Source organism: Cedecea sp. VD22 (genome assembly GCF_037150195.1).
In the GTDB taxonomy this organism is placed as follows: domain Bacteria; phylum Pseudomonadota; class Gammaproteobacteria; order Enterobacterales; family Enterobacteriaceae; genus Cedecea.
Map to the genome: position 1 here is coordinate 53,953 of NZ_JBBCPX010000015.1, position 17,289 is coordinate 71,241.

Annotated in this window: 14 protein-coding genes; 2 read left to right on the top strand and 12 right to left on the bottom strand. The window is 52.4% G+C overall.

Going from position 1 to position 17,289, the window contains the following annotated elements:
• Positions 1-4: 4 nt before the first annotated feature.
• From wzyE to trxA, 11 genes are all read right to left on the bottom strand, one after another.
• Complete coding sequence (gene wzyE / locus WFK85_RS20065) at positions 5-1,360, bottom strand: ECA oligosaccharide polymerase (RefSeq protein WP_166995859.1); 1,356 nt, start codon at positions 1,358-1,360, stop codon at positions 5-7.
• Entirely contained in the window at positions 1,357-2,436 is a 1,080-nt protein-coding gene (locus tag WFK85_RS20070) for a TDP-N-acetylfucosamine:lipid II N-acetylfucosaminyltransferase (RefSeq protein ID WP_166995857.1), read from the bottom strand. Before WFK85_RS20070 ends, wzyE begins: the two co-directional genes overlap by 4 nt.
• Positions 2,433-3,683 carry a lipid III flippase WzxE gene (gene wzxE, locus WFK85_RS20075; protein ID WP_166995855.1) on the bottom strand — a complete coding sequence of 417 codons (1,251 nt, stop codon included), beginning with the start codon at positions 3,681-3,683 and terminating at the stop codon, positions 2,433-2,435. The genes WFK85_RS20070 and wzxE overlap by 4 nt, the downstream gene beginning before the upstream one ends.
• 1 nt (position 3,684) lies before the next feature.
• Positions 3,685-4,815 (bottom strand): dTDP-4-amino-4,6-dideoxygalactose transaminase, encoded by a 1,131-nt coding sequence (gene rffA, locus WFK85_RS20080; protein WP_008455546.1) that lies wholly within the window; start codon positions 4,813-4,815, stop codon positions 3,685-3,687.
• Positions 4,816-4,819: 4 nt separating this feature from the next.
• Complete coding sequence (gene rffC, locus WFK85_RS20085) at positions 4,820-5,497, bottom strand: dTDP-4-amino-4,6-dideoxy-D-galactose acyltransferase (RefSeq protein ID WP_166995853.1); 678 nt, start codon at positions 5,495-5,497, stop codon at positions 4,820-4,822.
• 6 nt (positions 5,498-5,503) lie between these two features.
• Positions 5,504-6,766, bottom strand: coding sequence for a UDP-N-acetyl-D-mannosamine dehydrogenase (wecC, locus tag WFK85_RS20090; protein WP_166995851.1), 1,263 nt, complete (start codon positions 6,764-6,766; stop codon positions 5,504-5,506).
• Positions 6,763-7,893, bottom strand: a complete 1,131-nt coding sequence (gene wecB, locus WFK85_RS20095) for a non-hydrolyzing UDP-N-acetylglucosamine 2-epimerase (protein ID WP_336709244.1) — start codon at positions 7,891-7,893, stop codon at positions 6,763-6,765. Before wecB ends, wecC begins: the two co-directional genes overlap by 4 nt.
• Positions 7,894-7,955: 62 nt before the next feature.
• Positions 7,956-9,002 (bottom strand): ECA polysaccharide chain length modulation protein, encoded by a 1,047-nt coding sequence (gene wzzE / locus WFK85_RS20100; RefSeq protein ID WP_008455554.1) that lies wholly within the window; start codon positions 9,000-9,002, stop codon positions 7,956-7,958.
• 22 nt (positions 9,003-9,024) lie between these two features.
• Positions 9,025-10,113: a UDP-N-acetylglucosamine--undecaprenyl-phosphate N-acetylglucosaminephosphotransferase gene (wecA, locus tag WFK85_RS20105; RefSeq protein ID WP_166995847.1), complete on the bottom strand. Its 1,089-nt coding sequence runs from the start codon at positions 10,111-10,113 to the stop codon at positions 9,025-9,027.
• A 252-nt stretch (positions 10,114-10,365) separates the two neighbouring features.
• Positions 10,366-11,625: a transcription termination factor Rho gene (gene rho / locus WFK85_RS20110; RefSeq protein ID WP_008455558.1), complete on the bottom strand. Its 1,260-nt coding sequence runs from the start codon at positions 11,623-11,625 to the stop codon at positions 10,366-10,368.
• Between the two features lie 361 nt (positions 11,626-11,986).
• Positions 11,987-12,316: a thioredoxin TrxA gene (gene trxA, locus WFK85_RS20115; protein ID WP_008455560.1), complete on the bottom strand. Its 330-nt coding sequence runs from the start codon at positions 12,314-12,316 to the stop codon at positions 11,987-11,989.
• 131 nt (positions 12,317-12,447) lie between these two features.
• Here trxA and rhlB point away from each other — a divergent pair, with 131 nt between their 5' ends.
• Together rhlB and gppA are read left to right on the top strand one after the other, a co-directional pair.
• Complete coding sequence (gene rhlB / locus WFK85_RS20120) at positions 12,448-13,716, top strand: ATP-dependent RNA helicase RhlB (protein WP_008455563.1); 1,269 nt, start codon at positions 12,448-12,450, stop codon at positions 13,714-13,716.
• Between the two features lie 6 nt (positions 13,717-13,722).
• Positions 13,723-15,207 (top strand): guanosine-5'-triphosphate,3'-diphosphate diphosphatase, encoded by a 1,485-nt coding sequence (gene gppA / locus WFK85_RS20125; RefSeq protein ID WP_336709231.1) that lies wholly within the window; start codon positions 13,723-13,725, stop codon positions 15,205-15,207.
• A 1-nt stretch (position 15,208) separates the two neighbouring features.
• On the opposite strand, the gene rep is transcribed toward gppA, so the two are convergent.
• On the bottom strand, positions 15,209-17,230 hold the full coding sequence (gene rep, locus WFK85_RS20130) for a DNA helicase Rep (protein ID WP_008455567.1): 2,022 nt from the start codon (positions 17,228-17,230) through the stop codon (positions 15,209-15,211).
• Positions 17,231-17,289 lie beyond the last annotated feature (59 nt).

The window sequence follows — 17,289 nt, forward strand, 5'->3', positions numbered from 1 at the left end:
CTTGTCATGCATTTTGCGCGTCGACTGCGGACACGCGGCGCAAGCGCTGATGAATAAGCCCCGCGCTTTCAAATAGCCAATAAAGTAATTTTGCCACAACAAGGCAGGCGCCAAAAATGACCAGGAAGAACACCACGCGTGAAACAAAAGAGTCCAGCCCCTCACGAGCCAGAACGATCATATTGAAAATCGCCCCGAAGCAGAACGCATAGATTATTGCCGCTTTATAGCGATTACTTTCTCTGTTCGCCAGCTCATACAGCCAGTCAAACCATTTGATAATCAAGCCGACGACAACTGCCCCGAGTGGGATAAACCACACGCCGCCCATCACCACCAGCGAGCCGATCAGCGTTGGGGAAATGGCCAGTCCCGAATGGTTGTTCAGTACCTGCCAGGTGAAATAGTTCGCGGTATTCAGCACCGTGCCAGGACGATCTGGCCAGACCCAACTGGGGATAAATACGTAGAAATCCCGAATAATAGGTGCGAGCCCCTGGAATTCAATCTTGTCGTAATTTTGCAGCAAGAGACCCAGATTCTCCCACGGAGAGAACGTATCTCGGGTCAAATAAAGGAAGGTATAAAACGCTTCGTCACCGCTGACGTTCAGGCCGTAGCGCTTAAGCGCCAGCCAGAACATCCCGACGATCCCTAGCACACCCGCCGCCGCCAGCATCCAGAGAGAGATCCACCCGCGAATAATGCCGATAAACAAGAAGATGGCGAAGGCGATGATGATGTTGGCACGCGTCCCGCCGACAATCATGTACGTTAACAGGCCGAAACCCACAGTACTGACCAGGAAGAAGATCCAGGCCCAGCTGTCCTGACGCAGAAAGTAAACCACCAGCATGGCTGGTATAAAGAAATAGAAGAAGCGCTTAAGCGCTACGCCTGACACTTCACTGGAGAAAATTTGGCTGTAAGAATGCAGCTTAAACAACAGGAAGCCGTTATGGGCAAAGAAGATGCCGACGCTGACCAGAGCCACTAACACCAGCATCAGCCACGTCAGGTTCGTCTCAACGCGATTCATGGTAAATAGTGGACGCCGCTCCATGTGCCCTGCCTTCGCCCTAAGCCGCGTTTTATAGGTCACATAGTAAATGCCATAGAAACAGGCCGCTGCGAGCTGAGCTTGCAACAGCACGTCCGCGGGCACCACCGATACCCCAAAACGAAACACCAGGGTACAGGTAAACGGAAAGCCGAAGAAAAAGGTCAACAGGTAAAGCAGTGAAAAGAAGACGTTGAAGTTAAAGCGCACGCGGCGAAACTCTTGATACGTCAACAATCCGATAAACCCGACCGACAGGAACCAGACAACAAATAACCCGCCAAATTGCGTCAGACTCATTTTTGCTCTCCAGCCGCGGTGCTAAGCGCGCGATGCCACCCATCGATATAGTTAGGGTTAAAGAAAGCGATGCTTTGTTTATCCAGTAAGCGTAGCTGGCGCTGAGCTTCCCGCACCGTCGCCTCATCCAGGATATCCTCGGTAAAGAGCACCGGAATATGCTGCTCAACCATGTCTTGCCAGAAAGGATTTTTCCGGTTCAGCACGCAGGGGATCCCGGCCTGAATCAGTAAGCAAAGCGTGCCGATGCCCTGCTGGCGTGCAAAGATAAAATAGCCGAGATCGCACTGACGCAGCAGAGTGAGGTAATCATTGAATTCGATTTTTTCCGTCAGCACGTCAAAATTTTCCGGGCTAAATAAACCGCTGCCAGCCTGCTTTACTTCTGCAATATAAGCTTCGTTATTTGTCGGGTATCCCATCGGCACAACAATGCGCACCGTGTCGCCAAATTGCTGATGAATAGCCTTCAGTGCATCAACATGCTGGTTGCTGCGGTCACCAGAGTTGCCCACGAGTAACGTCAGCTTCCCGCTGTGTTGCCGATCAACAGCCATTGTATTGAGGCCAGGATCCATACGCGTTGGGAAATACAACAGCTCGCCAGGCACCTGTGGGTGCCGCCGGTGAAAATAGCTTAAATCCCCACGCGTGGCGTAAACGCGCCCAACTCGCCCTTGGGCAAAACGGCGTAACTGGTAAAAAAGCCGAAATTTGATGCTGCGTGATACCTCATAAAGATCGGCTCCCCAGATATGCCAGTTCACCTGCTCCGGCTTTAGTCCCCCGGTTAGCAAGGCAATCCAAAGACTGCCGTTAAACTGCCCGTGAAAAAAGAAACGCTGCTGTCGGTTAGCTCGAGCTTTTGCCACAATTTCTGCGGCAATAGCCTGCTTTGAAGGGCATAGAGAGATCGACAGCGCCGGAAAAGCGGACAACAAAGAGCGATCCTCTGAAACCACGATAAACTCTCGTGCATGAGGCGTCGTGGCGGACAGAACGTCGTTAAAAAAACGTAATACCGTCTGATTATGATGCGGGATATCAGATCCCAATACGTGAATCAGTGTTGTCATGCTCGTCTACGATAAATAAGAAATACGCCACAGCAGAGCGCAAAATAAACAATATAGGTCGCCATATAAGCCTGAGCCGCGCCCAGCGCACCATGAGCAGGTATTAACCAACGCGAAAAGCCGGTTAACAGCATAAACTGACTGATTTCAGTCAAAATATAAAAGCGCAGTGACGCCTTCGCGATAACCAAATAGCCAAACACATAGGCGCCTACCTTCAGCACATCCCCCACCAGCTGCCAGGCAAACAAATCACGCATGGCGATAAATTTTGGCGAAAACAGTAGCCAGATGGCGAAATCACGCAGCAGCCAGACTGTCAGGCTTGCGGCTGCCACGGCGGGCAGAACAAACTTTAGCGAGCGCACAATTTCACGCGTGATGGCGCTTTTTTCTTTCAGACGAGCAAGCGTTGGCAACAGGTAAACGCTAAAAGATGCCGTAATAAACTGCAGATAAGCATCTGAAATACTGCTTACCCCTTGCCAGATACCGACTTCGTCCCAACTGTAATGTTCCGCCAGCAGGTTTCGCATCATCACATAGGCCACGGGGAGCGTGACTGAGGTGATCAGCGCCATGAGCGTAAACTTGCCAAGATGGCTGGCCAGCAGCTTATCCCAGCTCGGTCTCAAATAGCCCAGCGGAACATGTTCACGCCTGACCAGCATAAGCACCGCAGGAACGACGACCAGAGCGGGGACCAACGCGAGACCTAACAGCGCCCCCTGGTAACCGCCGAAGCGATAGCAAGCATAATAAGCCAGCACGCCAACAACGCTGCCTGCAATTAACGCAAGTGCGTTACCCGCCGCATCACGAAACCCCTTCATAATGGCCAGCGACAGGTTTGCCCAGGCAATGCCCATCTGAACCAGTGCCACCAGACGCACCAGGTTCTGGTAGTCCGCATGACCAAACAATCCAAGGCTTATCGGTCCCGCGGCCAGAACGAAAATCACGGCCAGCAGCGACGAAAAACCCAACACCATCGCCGAGGAGGTGCCAAGTACCCGCTTTAACTGCTCCGGATTGTCATGATGTTCAGCAACGTATTTGGTGACACCGTTAAAAATACCCGCACCAGCAAGCACGCCGAGCACGGTCACCATCTGACGAAAATTACCGGCCAACCCCACCCCAGAAGGGCCAAAGGCAACGGCCAGCATTTTGACCACCAGCAAACCGGCACCAATTTTTACCAGCGTGGACCCGGCGGTCCACAGTGATGCTTTAGCTAACGACATCTCAGGCGAAGTAGCTTTGCAGCGTATTGATGACGGTGCGTTGGTTCACTGGCGGCAAGTTATAGAAAAGCGGCAGGCGAAGCAAACGCTCACTTTCACGAGTGGTGAAGCGATCTTCCCCGTGGAATCGACCAAATTTCTCACCGGCCGGGCAAGTATGCAGCGGAATGTAGTGGAACACCGCCAGGATCTCCGCTTCTTTCAGGTAGGAAATCAGCGCGCTGCGGTCTTCAATATCGCGCAGCTTGATGTAGAACATATGGGCATTCTGCACGCAATTTTGAGGAATAGTCGGAAGTTCGATACGCCCGGCTTTTGCTAACGGCAAAAGAGCGTCGTGATAGGTTTGCCACAGCTTCAGACGCTGCTGGTTAATCTGTTCTGCCGCTTCAAGCTGCGCCCAAAGATAAGCCGCCTGCAGATCGGCCATTAGGTAGCTTGAGCCAATATCACGCCAGGTGTATTTATCCACCTGACCGCGGAAGAACTGACTGCGGTTGGTGCCTTTCTCACGAATGATTTCTGCCCGCTCGATTAAAGCAGGGTCGTTAATGAGCGTCGCGCCACCTTCCCCGCCCGCGGTGTAGTTTTTCGTCTCATGAAAACTGAAACACCCGATGTGGCCAATTGCACCCAGCGCGCGGCCTTTATAAGTCGACATCACGCCCTGAGCGGCATCTTCCACCACAAACAGGTTATGTTTTTTGGCGATGGCCATGATGGTATCCATTTCACAGGCCACTCCTGCGTAATGGACCGGCACGATAGCTCGCGTTTTTTCAGTAATTGCCGCTTCAATTTTTGTTTCGTCGATGTTCATGGTATCAGGGCGCACGTCCACAAAGACGATGACGGCCCCTCGAAGCACAAAGGCATTAGCCGTCGAAACAAAGGTGTAGCTCGGCATGATCACTTCATCGCCAGGCTTGATATCCAGCAGGATAGCGGCCATCTCCAGCGAAGCTGTACAAGACGGCGTCAGCAGCACTTTCTTGCTGCCAAAACGTTGCTCCATCCATTGCTGGCAGCGGCGAGTAAATCCCCCGTCTCCGCACAGTTTGCCGCTGCCCATAGCAGCCTGCATGTATTCAAGTTCAGTACCAACGACCGGCGGAGCGTTAAATGGGATCATTTTTTCACCTGTATAACCAGAAGGCGGTGCTTTCTATGGTGGCACCGCTTTTAATGTAGCGACGCAGCGCGGCGGTATTACTCACCTGAGTTGCCACCCGCAGGGTTTGCAAACCACGCTGACGACACCAGTCTTGCGCAGCAGCCATCAGTTCCTCGCCCAATCCTCGTCCAGCAAGCAGGCCAATTCTGGCCTCGACATCATTTAACTGCCGTAACGTCACAAAGCCCTGGGGCTCATCGCCGTTCTGCCGCAACAGGCACTGGTGATCGAACGTGCCAAGGACGGCGTTTTCAATCCATTGCGCATAGAAACGGCCGCTGTCCCCGGCCTTATACCAGGGCGTACGAAAGCGGCTTTGCGTGAATACCTGAGAAGCCGCCTGGCGAAGCGAAGGGATATCATTCGGCTGGGCGATATCGACGGGAATATTTGCATTTTGCGTGCCAACAGAAAGGGCCAAATCCACTTCACCTTCGACAAGCTGGAAGCCAAGCTGCTGCAGACCATCCAGCCAGTCGGTACGATGAGAGGGAATTTTTGCCTGGACGCGCGACCAGGTATTTAACTGATCTTCCTGCAGCGCGGGGGCTTCCTCAGAGAAGCGAACCGCGCAGCTGTTTACGTCAAAGAAACGATTTTCCCAGTCCAGAGGAGTCAGGGTGCCGTGAATTGGGCTCATAGTCAGTTATCGCCAAACACCTTTGGTGTCGACAATCCACGGCTGATGCACCTTATCAGCAGGAACAGCTTTAAATTCTTTATGATCAACCAGCATCACCAGCACGTCAGCCTGTGCAAGCGCGACGTCTGCCGAAGTTAATTCACAGTGGCCGACAAGCTTCCCTGGTAACTCGTGGATATTGGGTTCCACCACCAGCGTTTTACCGCTGTGCCATTCGGCCAGTATCTCGGCAATTTCCATTGCCGGACTTTCACGTAAATCGTCGATGTTGGGTTTGAAAGCAAGACCGAAGCAGGCGATGGTTAATTCGCTGGCGCGGCGGCCTGTTTCAGCCAGGCAATCGGCTATCGCAGCTTTAACCTGATTAATGACCCAGAACGGCTTGCCGTCGTTCACTTCACGTGCGGTGCGGATAAGACGAGCCTGCTCCGGATTTTGCGAAACGATAAACCATGGATCGACCGCAATACAGTGCCCGCCAACGCCGGGCCCAGGCTGCAGTACATTCACGCGAGGATGGCGATTGGCCAGGCGGATAAGTTCCCAGACGTTAATCCCCTGATCGGCACAAATCAGCGAGAGTTCGTTAGCAAAAGCAATATTAACATCGCGGAAGCTGTTTTCCGTCAGTTTACACATTTCGGCTGTGCGAGAGTTGGTGATAATACATTCGCCTTTAAGGAAAATGTTATACAACTCGCTTGCGCGGGCAGAACATACCGGCGTCATACCGCCAACGACGCGATCGTTTTTGATAAGCTCAACCATCACCTGCCCCGGTAAAACGCGTTCCGGGCAATAGGCGATATTGATATCCGCAAGCTCCCCTACCTGTTGAGGGAAGCTCAAATCCGGACGCAGGGCAGCCAGCCATTCCGCCATTTGCTCCGTCGCGCCGACGGGAGAGGTTGATTCCAGCACGACAAGCCCCCCTTTCTTAAGTACGGGCGCAATGGATTCTGCAGCCGATTTCACATAAACCATGTCGGGTTCATGATCGCCCTTAAAAGGGGTCGGCACAGCAATCAGATAAGCATCGGCCTCGACGGGCTGCACGGTAGCGCTCAGGTATCCGCCCTCAACGGCAGATTTCACCACTTTGTCTAAATCAGGCTCAACGATGTGAATTTCACCTCGATTAATGGTGTCGACCGCCCGCTGGTTAATGTCCACGCCGATGACTTTTCGCTTGCTGGAGGCAAACGCGGCAGCGGTAGGCAGGCCTATGTAACCAAGGCCAATAACGGAGATGGTGGCAAAACTCATGATCTCACCTGATGTTGTTTTAAGGCATTCAAAATACGGCGGCAGGCTTCTCCATCCCCGTAAGGGTTATGGGCACGGCTCATCGCCTGGTATTCTTGCTCATCGCTGAGCAGTCGAGTGACCTCTGCCACAATTCGCTCTTCATCAGTCCCCACCAGCCGTACAGTGCCGGCGGCAACAGCTTCAGGACGCTCAGTGGTGTCACGCATGACTAACACTGGCTTCCCAAGAGAGGGGGCCTCTTCCTGAATCCCGCCGGAATCGGTCAAAATAAGCCAGGCGCGATCCATGAGATAAACAAACGGCAGATACTCCTGAGGCTCAATCAAAACAACGTTATCAACGTGCCCCAAAATTCGTCTTACCGGCTCACTGACGTTTGGATTCATATGAACCGGATATACGATTTGCACATCGCTGTTTTGTGCGGCAATTTTTGCCAACGCGTGGCAGATACGCTCAAACCCTTCGCCGAAACTTTCCCGACGGTGTCCGGTGACCAGAATCATTTTTTTTCCGGCATCGAGGAAGGGATGTTTCGCCTCTATTTCCTGGCGTACAGATTCCTGAGTCAGGACGCGATCTCGCACTGAGAGCAAGGCATCAATAACGCTATTGCCAGTCACGAAGATTTTTTGTTCGCTGATATTTTCTTTCAGCAGGTTCTGACGCGAGTTTTCCGTCGGTGCAAAATGCCAGGAAGCAAGATGTCCAGTTAATGTACGGTTTGCTTCCTCCGGCCACGGGGAGTAAAGGTCGCCGGTACGTAACCCCGCCTCAACGTGTCCAACAGGGATCCGCTGGTAGAAGGCAGCAAGGCTTGCAGCAACGGTCGTGGTTGTATCGCCATGAACCAAAACAACGTCCGGCTTAAAGGATTCCAAAATAGGCTTCAGCCCTTCCAGAATTCGGCAGGTAATTTCCGTCAAGCCCTGCCCCGGTTTCATAATGTTTAAGTCATAGTCTGGCGTAATGGAAAAGAGATGTAATACCTGATCCAACATCTCACGATGCTGTGCCGTTACACATACTTTCGCGTCAAAAAACGCGTCTTTTGCCAACGCATCCACCAACGGCGCCATTTTAATAGCTTCCGGGCGCGTGCCAAAAACGGTTAATACTTTCACGGTGATTCTCTTATGTTGAATAAAGTGGAGGCATTCCATCGCTCCTCCACAAGATAAAGGGCCTACGCGGTCTTTGGACGGCGAGCTAAAGCTACTCCAGCACCAACCAGTGCCCCAACCGCACCCCACATAATCAGCAGGAATGCACGACGAGGGCTGTCACGCTTAACTGGCTCTTCTGGCGTGCGTAAATAGCGATAGTTTTGGAAACGAGTATCGACGGTTGGTCCGACATTCAGCGTGTTCAGCATCGCCCGGTTTTGATCGTAATCGATATCAAAATCAGGGCCCACGGCCTGAAGGCTTTCCAGGCGTGCCTGCAACATAGGGCGGCCCAGCATGAACATTTCTGAATCCGGAAGTTCTTCTGCGGGAACATTCGTTTCGCTGCGGGTGATATTTTGCTGTTGAGCGATTTTCAACGCCTGCTCAATGCTTTTTACTTTGCGATCGTAGATAGAGTGCGCGACAGCCTCCTGCCGTTTAACCTGCGCTTTCATCTGAACGGTACGGGCCGCCCAGGCCCCGGTCAACTCTTCGTTCAGGTGGCTAGCCGCGCGCTGGCTTGCAAAAGCAACGTATTGCCGTAAAAGATTGTTGGCATCTGCAGCGGTTTCAGCCACCAGTTTGACGCTGTCGTTAATATTGCGCGCGCTGTCACCAGGGGTGTACTGGATATTGTCGACAATCTCATCCAATAGCGCGGCATCCGCTTTACTGTTACCGACCTGACGCTGCTTGTAGTAATCCGTCTGTAGCCAGAAATCCCTACGGGTATCATATGCAGAAAGCTGCACAACGAATTCTTTATAGGCTTCGTCCATGACCGAAGGCTGATCCGCCGTCGCCATATTCGCTTTCACATCGAGGTTGCGCAGAAACTGTTGCTGAGAATAGTAGCCCCCCAGCATATTGACCGTTGGACGATCAGTGATAGCCGTTGCACTCCACTCTTGTTTCGCTAAAAAGGTGTAAATCAGCGCAATAAGGGCAAACACAAAGGCAATTCCGATAATCCAGAATTTGCCCTGCCACAGCGTACGGAACAGGCCGCGGATATCCAGCTCGTTCTCTACCACCGGGTAATTACCTGGCATATGCTCTTTCATCGCTTCCCCAATTCAAGTCAGACTAAATGTTTACGTTGTTTCTTCGAGTGCGACGTTTATGGCGCCTGATAAAACGAGCGACTTTCCAGGCTCGTTTAATACAAAAATCGTATAGCACAAATGCTAGCAAGAACAATGCCAACATCAGCCATTCTGGAACAAAGTGCACATATTCACCGGCAACGCCGATACCAGCAAGCAGCGCTGCGGCCAGGGTAATCAGCACAAAAGCCTGCCTTGAGGTAAATCCCGCCCGCATGATCAAATGATGAATATGCTGCCGATCCGCGGAGAACGGGCTCATACCTTTGCGCAACCGTCGATACATAATCGCAATCATGTCCATCAGCGGAATCGCGATAATCCATAACGCGGTGACCGGGCTGATAGGATGTGTTTTACCTTGGGTGGTTTCCAGCAAGATCCAGATAATCGTAAAACCGAGCAGCGTACTGCCGGCATCGCCCATAAAAACTTTATAGCGCCGCCCCAACAGGCCAAGGTTCAAAATGATATAAGGCAAAATGGCAACGATCATCGCGAAACACCACATCGCCAGGCTGTGCTGCCCATCCAGCAGAAGGATGATGCCCATGGCCGCAAAAGAAACCGAAGAGAGTCCCCCCAACAACCCATCAATGCCATCCACCATGTTGAAAGCGTTGATTGCCGCCCAAACCGCAAACAGCGTCAGGAAGTAACCAAAAGGCCCCAGCACCAATTCCCAGGGGCCTAAAATATAGCCGAGGCTACCTAGGTAAAGATTGCCGATGACCATCATGACAATCGCAATAATTGCCTGCACCGCAGCACGAATTTTCACGCTAATGTCGTAACGATCGTCCAGGGCACCTACCAGTACCAGCGTGCCGGCACATAACAGGTATAGCCAAAGATGCGGGATATAATAATTGCCGATCAAAAAAGTAAAGCAAACGCCGGCAAATACGGAAATACCGCCCACCAGCGGGACCGTCCCCTGATGGCGTTTACGGAAATTGGGTTTATCAACCAGGCCAACGCGGCGGGCAGCTTTGCGCGCACAAAAAAGGAATGCAGTAGTGAATAAAAAAATGAGGATCAGGTCAGTTCCAGCGGTGAGTAGATTCACAGTGCAGGCTCTCGGAAAAATGGAAGACCAGACGCAACAACATATTTAAATCTCCCTGCAAGACAGGTATTAGTCACAAATTCCTCCCTGAAGCTGCAGCAAATAATACAGGCAAACAAAATAATCAAAGATGATGACGCAGTATCCGCTGCCATCATAAAGCTGGCTATAGGAATTAGCCGCGTACATATCGTATAGAGCAGAAACGAAAAACGCCACGACTAAGCGTGGCGTTCCCCGAGTTTTTGTTGCTTACGAGCGCTTCATCATGTCGAAGAAGTCATCGTTTGTTTTGGTCATCGCCAGCTTATTGATGAGGAATTCCATGGCATCAATTTCACCCATTGGATGAATGATTTTGCGGAGAATCCACATTTTCTGCAGCTCTTCCTGCGTGGTAAGCAGCTCTTCTTTACGCGTACCGGAACGGTTGTAATCGATGGCCGGGAAGACGCGTTTTTCAGCGATCTTACGGGACAGATGCAGTTCCATGTTACCGGTGCCTTTAAACTCTTCGTAGATGACTTCATCCATTTTAGAGCCGGTATCGATAAGCGCGGTGGCGATAATAGTCAGGCTACCGCCCTCTTCCACATTACGTGCAGCACCGAAGAAGCGTTTTGGACGATGCAGGGCGTTCGCATCCACACCACCAGTCAGGACTTTGCCCGATGCCGGAACAACGGTGTTGTAGGCACGAGCCAGACGCGTGATGGAATCGAGCAAAATGATAACGTCTTTCTTATGTTCAACCAGACGTTTCGCCTTCTCGATAACCATTTCGGCAACCTGAACGTGGCGAGAAGCCGGCTCATCAAAGGTAGAAGCAACAACTTCACCTTTAACCAGACGCTGCATCTCGGTGACTTCTTCTGGACGTTCGTCGATCAGCAGCACCATCAGTACACAGTCTGGGTGGTTATAGGCAATGCTCTGCGCGATGTTCTGCAGCAGCATGGTTTTACCGGCTTTTGGCGGTGCCACGATCAGACCACGCTGGCCACGACCAATTGGCGAAGCCAGATCCAGTACACGTGCGGTTAAGTCTTCGGTAGAACCGTTACCACGCTCCATACGCAGACGAGAGTTTGCATGCAGAGGCGTTAAGTTTTCGAACAGAATCTTGCTACGGGCGTTTTCCGGCTTATCGTAGTTAACTTCGTTAACCTTCAGCAGCGCAAAGTAGCGTTCGCCTTCTTTTGGCGGACGAATCTTACCGGAGATGGTATCCCCTGTGCGGAGGTTGAAACGGCGGATTTGGCTGGGAGAAACGTAGATGTCGTCGGGACCGGCGAGGTAGGAGCTGTCTGCGGAACGGAGGAAACCAAATCCATCCTGCAGTATCTCCAGCACACCGTCACCAAAGATATCTTCGCCACTCTTAGCGTGTTGCTTCAGGATGGAGAAAATGATGTCCTGCTTGCGCATGCGGGCTTGGTTTTCCAGCCCCATATTTTCGCCGAGAGTAATCAGCTCAGAAACCGGCGTATTCTTTAATTCGGTAAGATTCATAATGGTGGGTTCTTAAACTCGGGGTAAATCTCGAACTTAGTTTCGTGAATGGTATGGCAGGGTCATCCATGCCTGTTTAATGGCTACCACACATGTCTGATCGCTGCCTGGTCATAGGAAAAACGCAGAACTGAAACGACGAGACGGAATGGGTGATAAGCCCGAATTCGGTTATGCGTCCGTTGTGATTGCTGTAAAAGAGAGTTGATTTGACAGCGAACGGGAAGCATTAAGGTAATACAAAGATTCAAACTTAAGGGCAAGTTTAAAGCGAAGTCATAGGTAACTTAGCATGTGTGACGCCGGGCGTCCAGCAGCTCGCAAAAAAATGCAAGTGCGGCACGCACCGGCTGAGATTCCATTATGCCAGATTGGCGTCGAGGAACTCTTTTAACTGGCCTTTAGACAGCGCACCCACTTTGGTCGCAGCGACTTCGCCATTTTTGAACAGCAACAGGGTTGGGATACCGCGGATGCCGTACTTCGGTGCCGTGCCCGGGTTCTGGTCGATGTTCAGCTTAGCTACGGTGATTTTGCCCTGATATTCATCAGCGATCTCGTCGAGAATCGGGGCGATCATTTTGCATGGACCACACCACTCTGCCCAGAAATCAACCAGAATCAACCCTTCAGCTTGAAGCACGTCCGTGTCGAAACTGCCGTCAGTCAGGTGAATAATTTTATCGCTCATGTTCAACTCCACAGGATTATGTCTACCTTGTTGGTGTAGCATTAACCAACTTGGGGTGACTTTATTTCACCCGGTTTATTTCAACGGATGTGCTTTCGTAAAGCAATAGTAAACTGATATTCTACCACACTATGAGCAAAACACATTTGACCGAAAAGAAGTTTTCCGACTTCGCCCTGCACCCTAAGGTGATTGAAGCCCTTGAAAATAAAGGGTTCCATAACTGCACCCCAATTCAGGCACTGGCACTTCCGCTGACTCTGGCGAATCGTGACGTTGCAGGGCAGGCGCAAACCGGTACAGGCAAAACGATGGCGTTTCTGACGTCCACGTTCCACTATTTACTTTCTCACCCGGTTCCAGAGAACCGTCAGGTGAATCAACCGCGCGCCTTGATTATGGCGCCAACCCGCGAGTTAGCGGTACAGATTCACTCTGATGCGGAACCGTTAGCTCAGGCGACTGGCCTGAAGCTTGGCCTTGCCTATGGCGGCGACGGCTATGACAAACAGCTGAAAGTGCTGGAAAGCGGCGTCGATATTTTGATCGGCACCACCGGCCGACTGATTGACTACGCTAAACAAAATCACATTAACCTGGGCGCGATTCAGGTTGTCGTCCTGGATGAAGCGGATCGCATGTACGATCTCGGCTTTATTAAAGATATTCGTTGGCTGTTCCGCCGCATGCCGCCGGTCACCCAGCGCCTGAATATGCTGTTCTCAGCCACACTTTCCTACCGCGTACGTGAACTGGCTTTCGAGCAGATGAACAACGCGGAATATGTGGAAGTTGAGCCCGAGCAGAGAACCGGCCACCGCATTAAAGAAGAGCTTTTCTATCCTTCTAACGAAGAGAAAATGCGTCTGCTGCAAACGCTACTCGAAGAAGAATGGCCGGACCGTGCCATCATCTTCGCTAACACTAAACATCGCTGTGAAGATATCTGGGGCCATCTGGCGGCCGATGGTCACCGAGTTGGTTTGCTAACCGGCGATGTCGCGCAGAAAAAACGCCTGCGTATTCTGGAAGAGTTTACTCGTGGCGATCTGGATATTCTGGTCGCAACAGACGTGGCAGCTCGCGGTCTGCACATCCCAGCTGTGACGCACGTATTTAACTACGATCTGCCGGACGACTGTGAAGATTACGTTCACCGCATCGGCCGTACCGGTCGTGCCGGGGCAAGCGGTCATTCCATCAGCCTGGCATGTGAAGACTACGCGCTGAACCTGTCGGCGATTGAAACCTATATTGGCCACGCCATTCCGGTAAGCAAATATAACGCTGAAGCACTGTTAAATGAGTTCCCACCGCCAAAACGTCTGACCCGTAGCCGCCCTGGCAACGGTCCACGCCGCGGTGGCGCTCCTCGTGGTAATCGTCGTCGCGCAGGTTAAAAATCTATGCTAAGTACCGCCTCACTCTATGCAGCAATTGATCTGGGTTCTAACAGTTTTCATATGTTGGTTGTGCGTGAGGTGGCAGGAAGCATACAAACCCTGACCCGCATTAAGCGAAAAGTTCGCCTCGCTGCTGGCCTCAACAGCGAGTGCGTTCTCTCCCCGGAGGCCATGGAGCGTGGCTGGCAATGCCTGCGCTTATTTGCCGAACGACTCCAGGATATCCCTCAGAATCAAATTCGCGTCGTGGCTACGGCCACGCTGCGTCTCGCCGTTAATGCCGATGTTTTTTTGCAAAAGGCGCAGGAAATCCTGGGTTGCCCGGTGCAGGTTATTCGCGGTGAAGAAGAAGCCCGCCTGATTTATCAGGGCGTTGCCCACACTACAGGCGGCGACGATCGCCGCCTGGTCGTTGACATCGGTGGTGCAAGTACCGAGCTGGTAACGGGCACCGGGGCGCAAACAACCTCGTTATTCAGCCTCTCAATGGGCTGTGTCACATGGCTGGAGCGTTTCTTTAGCGACAGAAACCTCGCTCAGGAAAACTTCGCCGCGGCAGAAACGGCGGCTGCAGAAGTGCTCAGCCCGGTCATTGCCGAGCTTAAAAGCCACGGCTGGAAGATTTGTGTTGGCGCGTCTGGAACCGTGCAGGCGCTGCAAGAAATCATGATGGCGCAGGGGATGGATGAACGCATTACCCTGGCAAAACTTCAACAGCTAAAACAGCGAGCGATTCAGTGCGGCCGGCTGGAAGAGTTGGAAATTGAAGGCCTTACGCTTGAGCGCGCGCTGGTTTTCCCAAGCGGCCTGGCCATTCTCATCGCCATCTTCCAACAGCTTGATATTGAATGCATGACGCTTGCAGGCGGCGCCCTGCGTGAAGGTTTGGTCTATGGAATGCTGCATCTTGCGGTGGACCAGGAGATTCGCCAGAGAACGCTACGTAACGTTCAGCGCCGTTTTATGGTAGATACCAGCCAGGCGGCTCGCGTGGAGCAGCTTGCGCAGAATTTTGCTTCACAAATCGCAGAACTGTGGGGGCTGGATCCCCTCAGTCAGCAAATGCTGGCGAGCAGCGCCCTGTTGCATGAAATTGGCTTAAGCATCGATTTTAAACATGCCCCGCAGCATGCGGCCTATCTGGTGAGAAATCTGGATTTGCCGGGCTACACGCCCGCGCAGAAAAAATTGCTGGCAACGCTGCTGCTTAACCAGACCAATCCCGTCGATCTCTCTTCGCTCCACCAGCAAAACGCAGTCCCGCCGCGCGTGGCGGAAAGACTCTGCCGTCTTTTACGTCTGGCGATTATTTTCGCAAACCGCCGCAGAGACGATATCCTGCCCGAGATTAAACTGCAGGCCGACGGCGAAACCCTGCATCTGGCATTGCCCGACACCTGGCTTGCCTGTCACCCTCTCGGTGCCGAACTGCTGGAACAGGAAAAACTCTGGCAGAGCTACGTTCACTGGCCCCTCAGCGTCAATTAATCTAGCTTTTACGCGCTTTGGCCAGCATCTCGCGGATGTTGGCCACATTACTCTGCCCTTTTTGCATCCGCTCTTCGGCAGAAACCACTTTCCGCTCAGTTTCCCAGCTTAAATCGTCCTGTGGCAGCTCCATCAGGAACCGGCTTGGTTCAGGCCGTATCAGCTCGCCATACTGCCGGCGCTCCCGGCAAAGCGTAAACGTCAGCTCTTTTTGCGCCCGGGTAATCCCCACGTAAGCCAGACGACGCTCTTCATCCACGTTATCTTCGTCGATGCTGCTTTGGTGCGGCAAAATCCCTTCTTCCATGCCCACAAGGTAGACGTAGGGAAATTCCAGCCCCTTAGAAGCATGTAGAGTCATCAACTGAACCTGATCGGCCTCTTCTTCGCTTTCACCACGCTCCATCATGTCACGCAGGGTAAAACGCGTCACCACCTGGATTAACGTCATCGGCTCATTCAGGTCGTTGCCTTCAAGCATCTCGGTCATCCAGCTGAAAAGCTGGTTAACGTTTTTCATCCGCATTTCGGCAGCTTTTGGGCTGGGCGAGGTTTCATACAGCCAGCTTTCGTAGTCGATGCCGTGGATCAGGTCTCGCACGGCGGCCACCGGTTCGCGCTCGGCAAGCGTTGCCACGTCCCGCAGCCAGTGGGTAAAACGCTGCAACGCATCAAGGCCGCGCCCGCTGAGCGTCTGGCTTAACCCCATATCGAAGCTGGCAGTAAACAGACCTTTATTGCGCTGCATCGCCCACTCGCCAAGCTTTTGCAGCGTTGCCGGGCCAATTTCGCGCTTGGGTGTATTTACAATACGCAGAAATGCGCTGTCATCATCCGGGTTCGTTAACACGCGCAAATAGGCGAGCAGATCTTTAATTTCCGGACGAGAGAAAAATGAAGTACCGCCGGAGATACGATACGGGATGCGGTTTTGCATCAGCATCTTTTCGAACACCCGCGACTGGTGGTTGCCGCGGTACAGAATCGCGTAATCTTTATAGTTGGTTTTATTAATAAAGTGGTGGGCGATAAGCTCGCCGGTGACGCGCTCGGCCTCATGCTCTTCATGATTAGCCGTCACGACCTTCAATTCTGCGCCGTGTTCAAGTTCAGAGAAAAGCCGCTTCTCAAAAACGTGCGGATTGTTGGCGATCAGAATATTGGCCGCATTCAAAATCCGGCGGGATGAGCGGTAGTTCTGCTCAAGCTTGATGACTTGCAGCGCCGGAAAATCTTTGCTCAGCAGAACCAGGTTTTGCGGATTTGCCCCTCGCCAGGAATAGATAGACTGGTCATCGTCGCCTACAACGGTAAAGCGCGCCCGCGCGCCAACCAACAGTTTCACCAGCTCGTACTGGCTGGTGTTGGTATCCTGATATTCATCCACCAGCAGATAGCGAATACGGTTTTGCCAGCGCTCCCGGACTTCTGCATTGCGCTGCAGCAGCAGCGTTGGCAGCAAAATCAGATCGTCAAAATCCAGCACGTTGCAGGACTTCAGGTGCGTATCGTAAAGGCCGTAGCAATGGGCAAAAATACGATCCCTTTCGCCCTTCGCCTGCGCGGCGGCCTGCGCCGGAGACAACAACCCGTTCTTCCAGTTGGAGATGGTTGAAATCAGCTGTTGAAGCAGCACCTTATCATTTTCTAACAGGCCTTCAGTTAGCTCTTTTAGCAGCGCGGTCTGATCGGTATCGTCAAACAGCGAGAAGTTAGATTTCATACCAAGCGCCGCGTACTCGCGCTTGATAATCTCCAGCCCCAGCGTGTGGAAAGTCGAGATCATCAACCCCCGTGCCTCTTTGCGCCCCAGCGTCTGCGAAACGCGCTCTTTCATTTCGCGGGCGGCCTTATTGGTAAAGGTCACCGCCGCGATTTGGCGCGCCTGATAGCCACTTTCGCGAATCAGATGCGCAATTTTATTGGTGATAACGCGCGTTTTACCCGAGCCCGCCCCGGCCAAAACCAGGCAGGGTCCTGTGACAAATTCGACGGCTTGTTGTTGGCCAGGGTTTAAACGCATACGGTCACTCAATGAAAGTCAGGAGGGGACAAAAACAGCGTGGTAGTATAGCGAGCGTA